The organism is Bacillus altaicus, from assembly GCF_042136375.2.
Classification (GTDB): domain Bacteria; phylum Bacillota; class Bacilli; order Bacillales; family Bacillaceae_G; genus Bacillus_A; species Bacillus_A cereus_U.
Map to the genome: position 1 here is coordinate 3652139 of NZ_CM143394.1, position 15043 is coordinate 3667181.

The window sequence follows — 15043 nt, forward strand, 5'->3', positions numbered from 1 at the left end:
GGATTTTTTCATTTTAGGGGGATTTTGTTTTGTTAGCTTGATAGTGATGGGATACAGCCAACATTTTGGAAGTTTTATATGCTAAGCGAATTTCAACCTAAAAAAGTCGAATTCCTGTACGTTAAGTGAAGTGGCATTTCATTCAAATAATCCCTATTATCTGAAGTTAATAAAGTCTTTTACACTCTCTTCTTTAAAAACGTTTCCATAATATCCTTCTTGAATCTTTCATAATCAAGCTGAAAAGCTACATTATGCGCTTTATAGCCTGGATTAGTAGCAAAACGAAAGTCTGCAATACTTTGACCAAATCCTTCTCCTTGATCAGGAATTACTTTAATGGGTACTCTTGAAAGGCCAACAGCCTCTTGATTCAGCAAATACCACACTGTTACAAAATCATGCATAGGGCTTCCACTTATACCAGGATTAGACTTGGAGTAGAATTTATAATAATAGTCTAACATAGGTTTGATGATGAGTCCTGCAAGGTCCTGTGTATTCCGATGAAATGCATCAATTTGCTGGACCATTTCGGGTGTAACAATCGCATGTTGAGTCACATTTAAAGGAATAATTGTCAAGTTCTTTGCATGCTGCAGAATTAAGTTTGCTGCATAAGGGTCTGAGTAAAAGTTAGCTTCAGCCACAGCAGTTACGTTACCTGGATAGAAAAAAGCTCCCCCCATGCAAATGCATTCTCTTACGTTTCGCATTGTTTCTAAATTCAACACAAAAGTCGTAGCTAGCGAAGAAAGTCTTCCTAAATTGATAATTGTAAGATCTTCTAAATTTGATTCTATAATTTGATAAATATCATTTAAAGGATAAACTGGATATGAAATTTCAGGGGGAATGATAGGTCCTAATCCGACTTTTCCATGTACCTCAGGGAAATACTGAATCAATATACCTGTCAACGGTACAGAAGCACCAAGGAATACGGGTATCTCTTCTCTTCCCGCAATGTACTTCAAATAGTTAATATTTCTTATTGCATTTTCTCTGGATACATTTCCATAATCGGCTACAATTCCTACAAGTTGAATGTCTTTACGAAAAAAGGTGTACAGTATAGCAAACGCATCATCAATCCCCAAATCTGTAAACAGGAGAACCTTTTTTTTCATATCTCTTCCTCCAAAATCTATAGAATCCTACTTTCACTAATGATGTAGTGATCAGACTAAGCTTGTATGTATATATTTTATGTATTCTTAAAGAGTGGATTCTATTCACTTGAAATAGCTTTGCTCATCTAAATTTGATATTATGTTCAAGCGTAAGTTTCTGTTCTTAAGTTCATGGGCATGTTGTGCTATCCCATACCCATCAACTTAAGAATTTTTTAACACCCCAAAACGAAAAAACAAGTTAAATTCTCATAGATAACTATCTTATAATTAATTATATAATTTATTTTTTTAATATAATAATATAAAGATATTACCCTTAAAAGGGGGGGATTCAAATTGGTTAAACTTACCTTTATACTAATAGTTATTTTAATACTAGATTTAAGTTCTTCTACATTAAGTACGGACGGATACTTTTCTCCAGTTATAGAATGGTCTTTAATGATTATAAGTATTATTTTAAACATTACTGCAGTTATAGGCTTATCACTACACGTCTTTGTATATCAACCTATGAAAAGATTTGAAAAAATTAAAATGAGACCTTCAAATAAAATAATTATATTTGAGGTAACACCACATCGCCATCGAGTGTTGATTTAGAAAAAAGTTTAATTATAAATATTTTATGATATTCAATAAATTTAACTTATAAAAATATTTTTATTCTTATTCAACTATCCTGCCCCGTTAGTTTAAGTACATTTCTTCACAATTTTTACAGTGATAGTAACATAAATACCCAACAAAAAATCATCTCACCTCTAGAAATCTATAATGGTAGTTTTAGAATAAGTGAATAAGAGAAATAACCGCCATTGATTATTTCTCTTTTCATATACATATTTATTTTTGGAAAAATAACCTAACTCCAAATACTAATAATACTGTGCCAGTAATACCCTCTATTGTACGGTTCACTTTTTCTTTTCTTAAAAAAGTTCTTAATTGACGTATTAGTGAGATATAAAGTAAATACCATGTTGCTGTCAAAGTCGTAAATGTGAGTCCTAACAACAGAAATTGGAAGAGATGACTTTGATTGCTCACAATAAATTGGGGTAGAAAACTTAGGAAAAATACAGCCGTTTTCGGATTTAAGATTGCCGTGGTAAATCCTTGTCTAAAGCTTTTAATCGTACCAATATCCTTAGAGTTCATTTCCACTGAACCTGACATATCTTCTTTTTTAGAAAAGGCACTTTTAATTGACTTTACAGCTAAGTAAATTAAATAAAAAGCCCCAGCATATTTTATTAATGTAAATAGCATAGCAAATTTCATTAGGATAGCAGAAAGTCCTAGTGTAGCCATTATTGTATGAATCATCATTCCAGATACCGTTCCTAAGACGGTCTTTATCCCACCATTTTTACCATGCGAGATAGTATTTTTTGTAACTAAGGCAAAACCGGGACCAGGCATTATTATGATTAGGATTGCTGTAAGGATAAATAACAAATAATTTTCCATGTTCTAGTAGTTCCTTTCCAATTTTTAGTTTTTCCTATAGTATAGCTTTTTTCCTTAAAACATTAAATATAAAAAGCGTGATCAGGAGTTTATCGAGTTTATTAGTATCAATTTGACCAAACATTATCCCAAAGTTACATTGATAAAAAACGGGATAAAAAATAAACAGCGGAACTAGCCCACTGTTTATTTCGTCACGCCTTCATGTAATTTTTCTGTATAATCTTTTACATCCTTCCAGCTATCTTTCGCTGTATTTAAATCTTCTTTTATAAACGTAAATTCTTCAGGACTCATTCCTTTTACGTTTTGTAGTAAATTATTATATTTCGCACCTACCGTATACCATTGATTTGATATGTTTTGCAGTGCTGTAATTGCTGCATCAATTGTTTCTGTCATATTTGTTGTTTTATTTTTTACATCTGTCAAAATTGCCACTTCTGCTTGCGCTCCAGAAATTCTATTCTTTAAATTGGCTATTTCTCGTTCTGCATTTGCGATATCTTTTTTCGCAATCGCAATCATCGGTCCGCCCGCAAGACAAGTTATTAATGCTACACAAAGTACGCCACCAGCAATGACCATATCATTACTCTTTTTAATCGAATCGTTATATGTATTTATTTGTTGCTCCAGAGCTGGAATACCAGCGTTCGTACTTGCTAAAATCGCTGTTAATTGATTCGAGTCTTCTTTAAAGCTATTTGTATCCTTCGCCATTCTATCGCGATAAGCTTTTAAATCTCCTAATAAAATATCTACCTCATTTTGATTCTTTAAAATGTCCTCATACAACTTTTCTAAATCCGCTTTTAACTTTACGCTATCTTTTTGATCAATCGCTAATAGCATGTCACTATAGTACGCTTGAAAAGTATTGTTGTAATCAATAATATTTTGATCCGTTTTCATAATTTGAGGCTTCATATTATTTAACCAATATGCCGCGTTAATTTTTGCATCTCTTTGGTGCTGAACCATACTTCCTTTAAACTCACCATTAATCGAACTTATTTTACTCAAATCAGTCTCTTGCTGATTTTGAATTAATTTTGCATATGAATCCATTGCGAATATGCTCGATGTTGTTTGCGCCATTACATCTTGGAATCCTGCTGGTCCGAGAGAATAATTCCCCGCATTTTCTTGTAATGTTTTTACGTTTTGTTCTGCTGCAAGAGGCTGTAAAGGAAACGCATTACTCGTTGCGACTCCAGCAATCATTATCGTTAAAAGACATTTTTTATAGAAATTATTACGCATACTTATCACCTATTCTTTTTATGAGGATATGAAACGTTAGAGGTAAAAAAAGCTCCTGCTCACTACTGAACAGGAGCTCACTATTATATAAAAATCATCAATCTATACATAATGCTGTAGCAGTTTAGTTGCTATTATGCTTTTTTCGTATCTACTACTTTAATATCTTCAGCATAAATCTTTTCTGCATAGTCTTTAATGTTTTTCCAGCTATCTTTCGCGATGTTTAAATCTTCTTTAATGAAAACAAGGTCATTTGGACTAATTGAATCTACATTTTGAAGTAAAGAATTATATTTTGATCCCATTGTATACCATTGGTTTGAAATATTTTGCAACGCTGTAATTGCAGTATCGATCGTATTTGTTAAATACTCCGTTTGTGTTTTGATGTTTGTTAATCCTGCTACTTCTAATTGAGCAGTTGTAACTTGTCCTGTTATCTTTTGAATTTCTGCTTGTGCATTATCAAGCTCTTTCTTCGCTAATACGATTCCAGCTGTACCACCACCTACAGCTGCAGTACCGCCTGCAATTAATGCGATTCCTAGCGGAGTTCCTGCTCCCGTAGCAATAACAACCGCACCACCGATAATTGCAATTGGTCCTAATGCTGTCGCAACAGATGAACCGATAATAATTGCATTATATTTACTAATTGCTTCATTATACGTTGTAATTTGATTTTGCAGAAGCGGAATTCCAGCATCTTGACTAGCTAAGATAGATGTAATTTGATTTGCATCTCCCTTGAAATTTTGAGTATCCGACGTCATTTTATTTCGGAATTTCTTCAAGTCTTCTACTAACTGATCTACTTGCGCTTTATTTTCAGTAATACTACTTGATAATCTAGTTAAACCTTTCGTAAGTGTTGCTTTATCCTTTGCATCAACCGCAGCAACTAAAGTATCATAATAGTTTTGGAATTTCGTATTGTAATTAATGATATTTTGATTTGTTGAAATAAGCTGTGGCTTTAATACATCTAGCCACTGTTTCGCATTTCCTCTAGCTGTATCTTGATGCTGAATCACTTTTCCTTTTAAAGCGGCATCAACTGACGATACATTACCAAAATTAACATTGCCTTGTTTAATAATTGTTAAAGCGTACAGATCCATTACTAAAGCGTTTGAACCTGTTCTTTCCATTGCATCTTTCAGGCCTTCTGGTCCTAATGAATATTCTTCATAGTCATTATAAGCTTTTGCTACAGCATGAACTGGAGCTTGTTTCACTGTACTTTCAGCTGCATAAGTATGAGCCGGCATAATATTCCCTGCTGCAAATACTGCCATAAGTGCTGATAGAGCCATTACTTTATAAGGTTTTTTTGTCATTTTTCTTCTCTCCCTATATCGCTAATTATTTTTCTGTTTAATGTACTTCAACGTTTGTAACGTAATCTTCAAATTGATTCGTTTGCTTATTCATTTCATCACTTACTTTTTTGAGCTGATTGAAATGTTTTTGAAGTAAACTACTGTCTGTATACGTGCCTTCTTCAATATTTGTTTGAATTTGGATCATATTATTATTTAAAACTTTCCAATCCGTTAATAACGTTTCTAAAGTTGTAATTTGGCGATCAATTAGTTCTGTAAAGCTACTTACTTGATCTTCAACAAATGTAATTTGAGTCGCCTCTAATTCAGTTTGTGATAACTTCTGAATAAGTGGTAATAACTCTTTTTGCTTTTGTTGAATACGAAGAGCTGCTTCCCTCGTTTGACTATCTGCAGCATTTACAATTTCATTACTTAAAGTACCGATAGAAACAAAGTCGATTGTTTTCGTTTGTGCAGTTTGATTTGTAATTGTAAATACTTGTTTACCGATATTAATAGAACCTTTAATAATTTCTTGAGGTCTATTCAAAATAATAGTTAGTTCAGCTTGAATTTCCCCTTGAATTCTTTTAATATCTTCTCTTAATTTCACAATATCTCCACTTGATCCTTGAAGTGTTTTTATTGCCTCATCAGCTTTAATTGATAAGTTGTTACTGTCTTTGTCTAATACCGTTTTAAATCGATTTAACTCTAATAAATCTTGCTCCATACTCTCTTGGATGCTTTGTACTTGCAATTGTAATTTTCCATATGCGCTTGTAAAATCTGATTTTGCCTGTTCATCTTCATTTACTTTTCCTGCCAGTTCATAGAGCTTACTATAATAGCTATTAAATCTAGTGCTGTATCTCATCATCTCTTGATTTAAGTCGATTAACTTCGGATTATATTCATCAATCCACTCTCGTACATTCGCCTTTGCAAATTTTTGATGATTCGTCAAACTACTCATCGCATTTACCTTAATGTCTGGCTGTTGCAAAATAACTAATCCGTATGCTTGTATAAGCGGTGACTGTGATCCTAACATTCTAATTGAATTGGATAATGTATTTGGAGCAATTACATTTTGCGCATATACTGTTTTCACTTCTGTTTGCCCCTCCTTAGCGTAAGCGCTTACAGGAACGAAGCAACTCGTAGATACTGCTGTAACCAATAACCCTGTAATTAAAGTCTTTTTCACTTTAACTCCTCCTATGTATTAGCAACTATTACTATCGCATTTTATTATTCTATTTTCTTGCAAATGGTTTGAGATGATTAAAATAGAGAACATTCTCACCGTGGTTCATGTACTAACCACCTCTCTCAAATTTTATTGCTACAGTACTTACTTATCGTTATAAAACATTCCATAATTTTTCGTATGTGCTTAGTATGAATAAAACTGTATGAATTTTCTATTTTATTGCAATTTCCACATTCACACAGTGAATATATTACATGAAAATATTATTCATTTTAAACTAATTAACGTATGAAAGTATGAAATTTCGTTTTGTTTTCATGTAAGTTTTGTACTGTAAGGTCATTTAAACACAGCTATTTATATAACGTAAAGAAGTATTTTCATTCCCTTTATTTTCAAGCTCTCATGTCCTTATTCCAAAATAAAATTCGATTCACTTCCCTGATTAAAATATCCATATATCACAACAGAAAACACTAATTACTCACAATGAACAAAATTATATTGATATAATTTTTTAGACGGATATGCAATTATGCATAGCGTATACACAAAAAGGATAGCTTCACTTTCGTGAAACTATCCTTAAAAAATCTTCTTACTTTTTCAAATGATATGGAACTGTCGTAATAACAACATTTCTTTTATAGAGTAAATACGCACGAATGAGTAAACTAGACTGATTATGAAGAATGTTATGCCAACCTTTTTTCGGAATAAACTGTGGTATAACGACCGTAACTCGGTAATTTGATTCACTCGCCTTATATTGTACTGTATCAATAAATTTTGTTAGCGGCTGAATAATACTTCTATAATGAGAATGTAATGTAACAAGCCTTACTTCAGGTTGCCACTTCTCCCATTTCTCTTCAAATTTCTTTTCCTCTTCTCTGTCAAAAGCAACATACACAGCGATAACTTGATCTGCAGAAAGAGCTTTAGCATAGTTCAATGAATTTTCTACTACATGAGTCATACCAGCTACAGGAACGACAATTACATTCCCCTCTATCGGAACAATCCGTTCACAAGTTTTTAAACTTAATTGATCGCCCACTGCATCATAATGTTTCTTAATTCGATGGAACAAGAAGATAATAGCAGGTAAGAAAATAAGGATCGACCAAACTTGTGCAAATTTAGTTAAAAAGAACATGCTCATTACGATAAAACTAATGACTGCACCAATTAAATTAACCGTTAATCTCAAAACCCATCCTTCAGGTTTTTCACGAAGCCATTTTAATACCATTCCAGTTTGAGAAAGTGTAAACGGAATAAATACCCCTACCGCATATAATGGAATTAAATGTTCTGTTCGCCCTTGGAAAGCTACAATTAAAATAATTGAAGAAATTCCAAGTATAATAATACCGTTTGAATAACCTAGACGGTCTCCTCTAATCGTAAACATTCTTGGTATGAATTTATCTTTCGCAAGATTAACTGCTAATAACGGAAATGCAGAATAACCTGTGTTAGCAGCAAGAATTAATATTAAAGCTGTTGTACCTTGTATGAAATAGTACATGAAATTACGCCCAAATGTTTGTTCAGCTATTTGAGATACGACTGTTACTTCCTTACTCGGTGTAACTCCGTAATAATAAGCTAAAAAGACAATTCCTGTGAATAAAACCGCAAGTAATGCACCCATTGCAAGCAATGTTTTTGCTGCATTGTTTGGGGCAGGATCTTTAAAGTTTGGAATTGCATTAGAAATTGCTTCAACACCTGTTAATGCAGAACTACCTGATGCGAATGCTCTTAACAGTAAAAACAAACTAATTCCCGCAACTGGTGTTCCAATTGGCGCATGTAAAGTAGGTGAAACGTGCCCAGTTAAAATATTATATATTCCTACACCAATTAATATAAATAATGCTAAAACGAATAAATAAACCGGATATGCTAAAACGGAAGCTGATTCCGTTACGCCCCTTAAATTTAAGATAGTAATCAATATGACAAATATAATCGCAATGATTACATTATGTGCATGTAAGCTAGGAAAAGCAGATGTGAGCGCATCTGTACCTGCAGATACACTTACTGCAACAGTTAAAATATAATCGACTAATAAAGATCCACCAGCTATTAAGCCTGGATTCATCCCTAAGTTTTCTTTTGATACAACATATGCGCCCCCACCATGAGGGTAAGCAAAAATAATTTGACGATAAGATAAAATAAGAGCTGTCAATAATACTAATACCCCAACAGCTATCGGAATGGAATACCAATAAGCTATTGCTCCAAGTCCTGCTAAAGCAATTAATATTTGTTCTGGACCATATGCAACCGATGACAATGCGTCAGAAGATAAAATTGCTAGTGCCTTCGTTTTATTGAGCTTTTGTTCGCCTAACTCAGTTGATTTTAACGGTCTTCCAATTAAAAATCTTTTAATAGATGAAACCACTGCTGTCCACTCTCCAATAATTTTGTACGAACTTTTCTGCTTGTTTCAGCCCATAAACTTTTTTAGAAAACAAAAAATGTCTACAAGCCGTCAAGAAATAGACTTGTAGACATTATATTTTTTGTCGCACAAGCTCCACCTTCCTTCTCAATATAACGCTTACGAGGTTAGCTGTCGGATTCGGGCCTATGAGTAGCCCTACCTTTTTCAAGGATTCACCCCATTGAATTATGCACTAATTCATTAAAACGGGTCCCCCGCACCATGCGGTTTAAGCGATTTAGAAAATTGAAACTGTGGATTATAATACTCCTTTATTTTCAAAATGTAAACAAAAATTTTTAAAAATAAAAAATTCAAAATGATTGCGCATAATCCGCCGATAAATATACATAATGAATACTAAAAAATCCACAAAGGAGACCCATATGTCTAAAGAAAAGAAACCGCTTTTTTCCGATTCATATTTAGATGCATTAGCAAGCGAAATTAATCAATTATATGGTAACCGTGATAAAGAAAAAAATACGACAGAAAGAATTAAAAGAAACGAATAAATCTTCACAATAAAGTGAAACTTTAATCAGTGGGGGTTTTGTTCATACCCCACTGATTATTAGCCTTGACCAATCGGGCGTTTACGGGCAGCCCGACTCCCACCTAACTTCTTTGCTCCACCTGAATTTTGAGGTGGGAGTTTTACTGCCCGCCAAATAGCGGGATAACCACAAAAAAGGATAGCAACGTAGTTATATTTTGCTATCCTTTATCCATTTTCATACTATTAAAATCATACTATTTCCTTACTTCGTATCATCTCTTCATACACCTTTAAATTTTGATATACAGCGCCTAATAAAGGTGCTTCTATAGAAAATTTCTCTGCTACATCCAGTAAGTATCCTTGTAAATGTTCCCCTTCGATGAGCGAACCTTTTTCCATATCACGCTGCATAGATGACTTCATATCATAAGAAATTTTATCAATCGTTTTCATATGTTCCTCAACAATATTATCTTTAACCGGAGCTCCCAATGCCCTCATAATTTGTACAGATTCCTCAAATAAATTTCGGATAAATTCACGTCCACCTTCACTTTCACGAATCGGTCCTATTGGTGCACGCATTAATGTTGTCACACCTGACATTACAGTGATAAATAAATATTTATGCCACATATCTTGCGTAATATTTTCACTTAAAACAAAACTTGCTTTTGTACCCGCAAACACTTTAGAAATAGGCTTTATTCTCTCTGCATCTTGAGGCTTAATTTCCCCAAATATAAGTCGGTTGGCAGCACTAGTTTGTACAATTTCTCCTTGATCGTTTAACGTCGTCTCGATAAAGCATAAACCGCCAATCACTTTTTCCACGCCGAATTCCTTTTGTAATAGTGATAAATGAGCGATACCATTTAACAATGGGATTATGACTGTATTCTCACCTATAAATGGTTTCAAATCTGTTATTGCCTCGTCTAGGTGATACGCTTTTGTTGAGAATAATATTACATCAAACGGAGCAGTTCTATCTTCTTTCGTTATTAATTTCGGTTGAACTGAAAAATCTCCATTAATACTTCGGATAACTAAACCTTTCTCCTCTAATTGTTGTTTCCGTTTACTACGTACAAGAAAAGTTACATCTTCTCCCTTTTCTACTAATCGTCCGCCAAAAAATCCACCAACGCCTCCAGCTCCTAATACTAAAATACGCATATTACATCCCCCTTTTTCCAAACACAATTATACTCCTTTTAGTATACATAACATTATACATGTCGCCTAATAAATAAGCTGAATTTTCATTCTTATTTATGTGAAAATCCCGCGGTTATTTTTTAGCAAATTAGGGCATGTTGTTTCTATAGCTTACATTGAAAGGAAACAATATAAATGGAGGCAATACAAACAATCGAAGAAAAATATGTAACAACAGCTATTTTTCAATTTATTTTCCCATTTTCATTCAAAAGTGGATACGAACAAAATATGTTCCCTTTCTTACAAAAAAATGATTTCCGGCCTTTTCGACTCGATCATCTCGAAGATGAGAATACATATTATGGGGAGTTTAAAGTTTCACATCAAAATATGGAAGCTTACTATCTTTCATTTACGAATAAGATTCTCTTTCCTCATTCAGAACATCAAAAAGGATTACAACGCTATTCTAAAAATCTTAATTTAAACGGACATTTAACAACAAATCTTATATCCGTCCCGTTCACAGTACACTCAATCGATGTAACACTTTGTCCTTATGAGCTTGGCTTTTTAACAATTCGGACAGAAATAAAAACCGCTCCAAACATGACATTATCAGAAGCGATTGAATTCGCGGCTCGCTTCCGTGTACTTGAAACTAAAAGTGATACGACTGAAACTATTTGTATTGAATGTGATGGAAAAAAATATTCACAAGTAGAAAAACTTATATTCGGTGATTTATTTCATGGTTTAACAGACTTCTTTGAGAACAAGAGATTGCGGAGTTCTTACTTTCAAACATTCCCTTTCTTTGAAGACCAGCGAATGTATGTACAAACTTTATTATCCATAAACAAAGAGTCAGACCTTCATATAATCGATGTATATCGAGCTTCCAGTCTTTCCGGATTATCAGATGATGGTAAGCCATATATTAGTGCAAATAATGTTCCTTATATTCACGATTATTTAACAAAACATTCTTATCAAAGATGGGCTCCTAACCGTTACTTTATTATGGAAGAACATATTTTCACATGTATTACAAATGAAGGTGAACAAGCAGTCACTAAACTTGCTAGTCAAATGTACGGGGAGTTTTATTACGCTTTATTATTAAATTTATTTCATAAAGTTGTTTTATTAAAGATGGCAAACGCCTATGCTGAATTAAATATTGAACAAGATACAAATGAGATAGAGAAATTAATTTATTCAATAAATTCGTTTACAGCTAATTATTTTTCTTTAGAATTAGTATCCCAATCACAAAGTGAAGATATTTTCTTTCGTCTAAGAAAACTTTTTAACATTGAAGTACTGTACACGAACGCGAAACAAAATCTCGATAGTTTATTTAAATATCAAGAAAATGTTGCTTCAAAAAAAGATAGCCTCTTATTATTAATTTTAACGCTCTACTCTGTTGTAGGCCAAATGTTAGGGTTTACTATGATTGATCTTTTAAGAAACACCGATTCAAACAAAATATCATCGCCTTTTGAATTTTTCGCTCTATTAATAGCGATTAGTGGCATAGTCATTTCACTTATTTTAGGTACACAAAGTTTATACCAATGGGGTGTACAACATAAACGAAGAAAAGCATGGGTAAAACAAACTGTACTTTCTGCTGTGAAAGAGAAGGATAGTACAAAGTAAATAAAAAACAGATGGCAGCACGATGCTACCATCTGTTTTTTATTATGCTTACTTCCCTGCTTCGATTTTTTCTAATGTAGCAGCTACTTGCTCTTCTGTTAATTCGTGTTGCACGATATAACGGTTACGTGGGTGTACACGACATTCATGAGAACATGCACGTAAATGTTTTGCTTCACTTTCTTCAGAACATAAAATTTTCTTGTTACATTCTGGATTAGCACAATTTACATAGCGCTCACAAAGTTCACCTGTAAAATGATCTTTACCAACGATAACATGTTCTTTTTGGTTTACTGGTACAGCGATACGCTCATCAAATACGTAACATTGACCATCCCAAAGCTCACCTTGTACTTCTGGGTCTTTTCCGTACGTTACAATTCCGCCGTGAAGCTGACTTACATCTTCATAGCCTTCTCGAACTAACCAACCAGAGAATTTCTCACAGCGAATTCCGCCTGTACAGTACGTTAAAATCTTTTTGCCTTCAAGTGTTTCTTTATTTTCTCTAATCCAATCCGGTAATTCACGGAATGAGTCAATATCTGGTTTAATTGCACCTTTGAAGTGTCCTAAATCAAATTCATAATCATTTCGTGCATCAATGATAACTGTATCTTCTTGTTTCATTGCCTCATAGAACTCTTTTGGCTCTAAATATTTACCAGTTATTTCTTTCGGATTAATGTCGTCTTCTAGACGAAGTGTAACTAACTCTGGACGAGGGCGTACGTGCATTTTCTTAAATGCATGTTCATCTGCCTCATCAATTTTAAACACGATTCCAGCAAAACGTGGATCATTATTCATTGCTTCCACGTATTTCTCTGTTTGCTCAACAGTACCTGAAGCAGTTCCATTAATTCCTTCTGTTGCTACAAGAATTCTTCCTTTTAACTCAAGTGAATTACAAAATTCTAAATGCTGTTCAGCAAATTCTTCTGGGTTTTCAATTGTTGTGTACATGTAATATAGTAATACTCTATATGGTTTTGTAGTTGCCAATGTATTTCTACCACCTATCTAAATTTTAAAATCATGTATAAGTTAACGTTCATATCAAAACATATATAATAAGAAAATACATACAAAATTGTACTTAGCCTATTTTCTTCTATTTACAATTTTTTCTATAAGTTAACAGAAATAAAAACAAGATTACAGAACAAAACACTACGGTTAAGTTGTAATCCCAATATATTATATATCATACAATTTCATTTCCTTCAATTAATATGCTGTAATATAGGCTGTATGTTCACATAAATTTCATAAATAACCCTTTTATTTATTATCTTCCCCCACAGCCAGCAACCATAAACTCCTAAAAAATTTTCGCCTTGTCACACCATTCATTGCACACAGTCATATAATTTGCATTAAGGAAACTTTTATGTTCAAATAAAATCATCACATAACATATCTAAATGTATTGAAATAATGAGTAAGAATAAGGTGAACACTACTATGAATAAAGATATATCAAAAGATGAACAAGTCCCTTCTCAAAGTACAACAGTTCAATCAGCTCATTTAGCGTTAAGTGGACAAACAAAAGGATTTAAAAGACTGTTACCATTCTTAGGCCCTGCTTTTATCGCATCAGTTGCTTATATTGATCCTGGGAATTTCGCAACGAATATTGCTGCTGGATCCCAATATGGGTATTTATTACTTTGGGTAATACTCGCTTCTAATTTAATGGCTGTATTAATCCAAACTTTATCAGCTAAATTAGGAATCGCTACTGGAAGAAACCTTCCTGAAGTAGCTCGCGAAAACTTCCCCAAACCAGTTTCCATCGGTTTATGGATACAAGGGGAACTCGTTATTATGGCTACAGATTTAGCTGAATTTATCGGGGCAGCACTCGGCTTATACTTACTATTTGGAATTCCGATGTTACCAGCTGCTTTAATTACAGCGATTGGATCATTTATTATTCTTGAATTTCAACGCAGAGGCTTTCGTCCATTAGAAGCTATTATTACAGGGATGATTTTTATCGTTGTTATCGCTTTTGGTATCCAAGTCTTTTACGCAAAACCGGAATTAAGCCCTCTTCTTTCAGGACTATTTACTCCAAAATTCCAAGGTGTGGATAGCATCTTATTAGCAGCTGGAATTTTAGGCGCGACAGTAATGCCGCACGCAATTTATTTACATTCGGCCTTAACGCAGCGCCGCGTAGTCGGAACAAATGATGAACAAAAGAAAAAGATTTTCCGCTTCGAATTCATTGACATTATTATTGCGATGGTTATCGCTGGAGCTATTAACGCAAGTATGCTAATTGTTGCTGCTGCACTATTCTTTAAAAATGGTCTACATGTTGAAGATCTTGATGTTGCTTTCAATCAATTTAGTAATTTAGTCGGTCCTGTATCCGCTGCTTTATTTGGAATTGGACTCTTATCAGCCGGATTATCTAGCTCTTCTGTCGGTACAATGTCCGGTGATATTATTATGCAAGGATTCATTCGAATGCATATTCCGTTATATTTACGCCGATTTATAACGATGATTCCGCCTCTCGTTATTATCGCTTTAGGCGTAAACCCAACTTACGCTCTTGTAATGAGCCAAGTTGTATTATCATTCGGTATTGCGTTTGCATTAGTACCACTTATTATGTTTACAAGTAATAAAAAGATTATGGGCGCACTCGTTAACCACCGTATAACAACATTCATCGCATGGTTAATCGCTGCACTCGTTATCGTTTTAAATATTTTCTTACTGTATCAAACATTTGTTGGTTAATGAAAAAGGGTATTCCAATTTTAATTTGGAATACCCTTTTTCAGCGAAATAAAT

General features: G+C 33.6%; 12 protein-coding genes and 1 riboswitch. Of the genes, 4 read left to right on the forward strand and 8 right to left on the reverse strand.

Annotated features, from left to right (window positions below; genetic code table 11):
• Positions 1 to 179: 179 nt before the first annotated feature.
• Positions 180 to 1130 carry a nucleoside hydrolase gene (locus ACE38F_RS18850; protein ID WP_002158329.1) on the reverse strand — a complete coding sequence of 317 codons (951 nt, stop codon included), beginning with the start codon at positions 1128 to 1130 and terminating at the stop codon, positions 180 to 182.
• Between the two features lie 342 nt (positions 1131 to 1472).
• Between ACE38F_RS18850 and ACE38F_RS18855 the strand changes: the two genes are divergently transcribed.
• Positions 1473 to 1739, forward strand: a complete 267-nt coding sequence (locus ACE38F_RS18855; protein ID WP_375369661.1) for a hypothetical protein — start codon at positions 1473 to 1475, stop codon at positions 1737 to 1739.
• A gap of 243 nt (positions 1740 to 1982) precedes the next feature.
• On the opposite strand, the gene ACE38F_RS18860 is transcribed toward ACE38F_RS18855, so the two are convergent.
• The 5 genes from ACE38F_RS18860 to ACE38F_RS18880 form a co-directional block, all read right to left on the reverse strand.
• Positions 1983 to 2609 (reverse strand): LysE family translocator, encoded by a 627-nt coding sequence (locus ACE38F_RS18860; RefSeq protein WP_375369662.1) that lies wholly within the window; start codon positions 2607 to 2609, stop codon positions 1983 to 1985.
• 186 nt (positions 2610 to 2795) lie between these two features.
• A complete protein-coding gene (gene nheC / locus ACE38F_RS18865) occupies positions 2796 to 3875 on the reverse strand; it encodes a non-hemolytic enterotoxin subunit C (RefSeq protein ID WP_375369663.1) in 1080 nt (359 codons plus the stop codon).
• Between the two features lie 134 nt (positions 3876 to 4009).
• Entirely contained in the window at positions 4010 to 5218 is a 1209-nt protein-coding gene (nheB, locus tag ACE38F_RS18870) for a non-hemolytic enterotoxin NHE subunit B (RefSeq protein WP_215555979.1), read from the reverse strand.
• Between the two features lie 37 nt (positions 5219 to 5255).
• Positions 5256 to 6416, reverse strand: a complete 1161-nt coding sequence (gene nheA, locus ACE38F_RS18875; protein WP_375369664.1) for a non-hemolytic enterotoxin NHE subunit A — start codon at positions 6414 to 6416, stop codon at positions 5256 to 5258.
• Between the two features lie 604 nt (positions 6417 to 7020).
• A complete protein-coding gene (locus tag ACE38F_RS18880) occupies positions 7021 to 8847 on the reverse strand; it encodes an APC family permease (protein WP_375369665.1) in 1827 nt (608 codons plus the stop codon).
• Between the two features lie 141 nt (positions 8848 to 8988).
• A riboswitch (cyclic di-AMP (ydaO/yuaA leader) is annotated at positions 8989 to 9135 on the reverse strand.
• 140 nt (positions 9136 to 9275) lie between these two features.
• On the opposite strand from ACE38F_RS18880, the gene ACE38F_RS18885 reads away from it, so the two are divergent.
• Complete coding sequence (locus ACE38F_RS18885; protein ID WP_375369666.1) at positions 9276 to 9404, forward strand: hypothetical protein; 129 nt, start codon at positions 9276 to 9278, stop codon at positions 9402 to 9404.
• 233 nt (positions 9405 to 9637) lie between these two features.
• Here ACE38F_RS18885 and panE read toward each other — a convergent pair whose 3' ends face one another.
• Positions 9638 to 10570, reverse strand: a complete 933-nt coding sequence (gene panE, locus ACE38F_RS18890; RefSeq protein ID WP_375369667.1) for a 2-dehydropantoate 2-reductase — start codon at positions 10568 to 10570, stop codon at positions 9638 to 9640.
• A gap of 177 nt (positions 10571 to 10747) precedes the next feature.
• Here panE and ACE38F_RS18895 point away from each other — a divergent pair, with 177 nt between their 5' ends.
• Positions 10748 to 12223 carry a hypothetical protein gene (locus ACE38F_RS18895; protein ID WP_375369668.1) on the forward strand — a complete coding sequence of 492 codons (1476 nt, stop codon included), beginning with the start codon at positions 10748 to 10750 and terminating at the stop codon, positions 12221 to 12223.
• A gap of 48 nt (positions 12224 to 12271) precedes the next feature.
• On the opposite strand, the gene trhO is transcribed toward ACE38F_RS18895, so the two are convergent.
• A complete protein-coding gene (gene trhO, locus ACE38F_RS18900; RefSeq protein ID WP_375369669.1) occupies positions 12272 to 13231 on the reverse strand; it encodes an oxygen-dependent tRNA uridine(34) hydroxylase TrhO in 960 nt (319 codons plus the stop codon).
• A gap of 462 nt (positions 13232 to 13693) precedes the next feature.
• On the opposite strand from trhO, the gene ACE38F_RS18905 reads away from it, so the two are divergent.
• Positions 13694 to 14989, forward strand: coding sequence for an Nramp family divalent metal transporter (locus ACE38F_RS18905; protein ID WP_375369670.1), 1296 nt, complete (start codon positions 13694 to 13696; stop codon positions 14987 to 14989).
• Positions 14990 to 15043: the final 54 nt, after the last annotated feature.

What these genes read in the sequence shown, in the direction of transcription:
- ACE38F_RS18850 (WP_002158329.1), bottom strand. Translation starts at nt 1,130, where the DNA reads ATGAAAAAAAAGGTTCTCCTGTTTACAGATTTGGGGATTGATGATGCG.
- ACE38F_RS18860 (WP_375369662.1), bottom strand. Translation starts at nt 2,609, where the DNA reads ATGGAAAATTATTTGTTATTTATCCTTACAGCAATCCTAATCATAATA.
- nheC (WP_375369663.1), bottom strand. Translation starts at nt 3,875, where the DNA reads ATGCGTAATAATTTCTATAAAAAATGTCTTTTAACGATAATGATTGCT.
- nheB (WP_215555979.1), bottom strand. Translation starts at nt 5,218, where the DNA reads ATGACAAAAAAACCTTATAAAGTAATGGCTCTATCAGCACTTATGGCA.
- ACE38F_RS18885 (WP_375369666.1), top strand. Translation starts at nt 9,276, where the DNA reads ATGTCTAAAGAAAAGAAACCGCTTTTTTCCGATTCATATTTAGATGCA.
- panE (WP_375369667.1), bottom strand. Translation starts at nt 10,570, where the DNA reads ATGCGTATTTTAGTATTAGGAGCTGGAGGCGTTGGTGGATTTTTTGGC.
- ACE38F_RS18895 (WP_375369668.1), top strand. Translation starts at nt 10,748, where the DNA reads ATGGAGGCAATACAAACAATCGAAGAAAAATATGTAACAACAGCTATT.
- ACE38F_RS18905 (WP_375369670.1), top strand. Translation starts at nt 13,694, where the DNA reads ATGAATAAAGATATATCAAAAGATGAACAAGTCCCTTCTCAAAGTACA.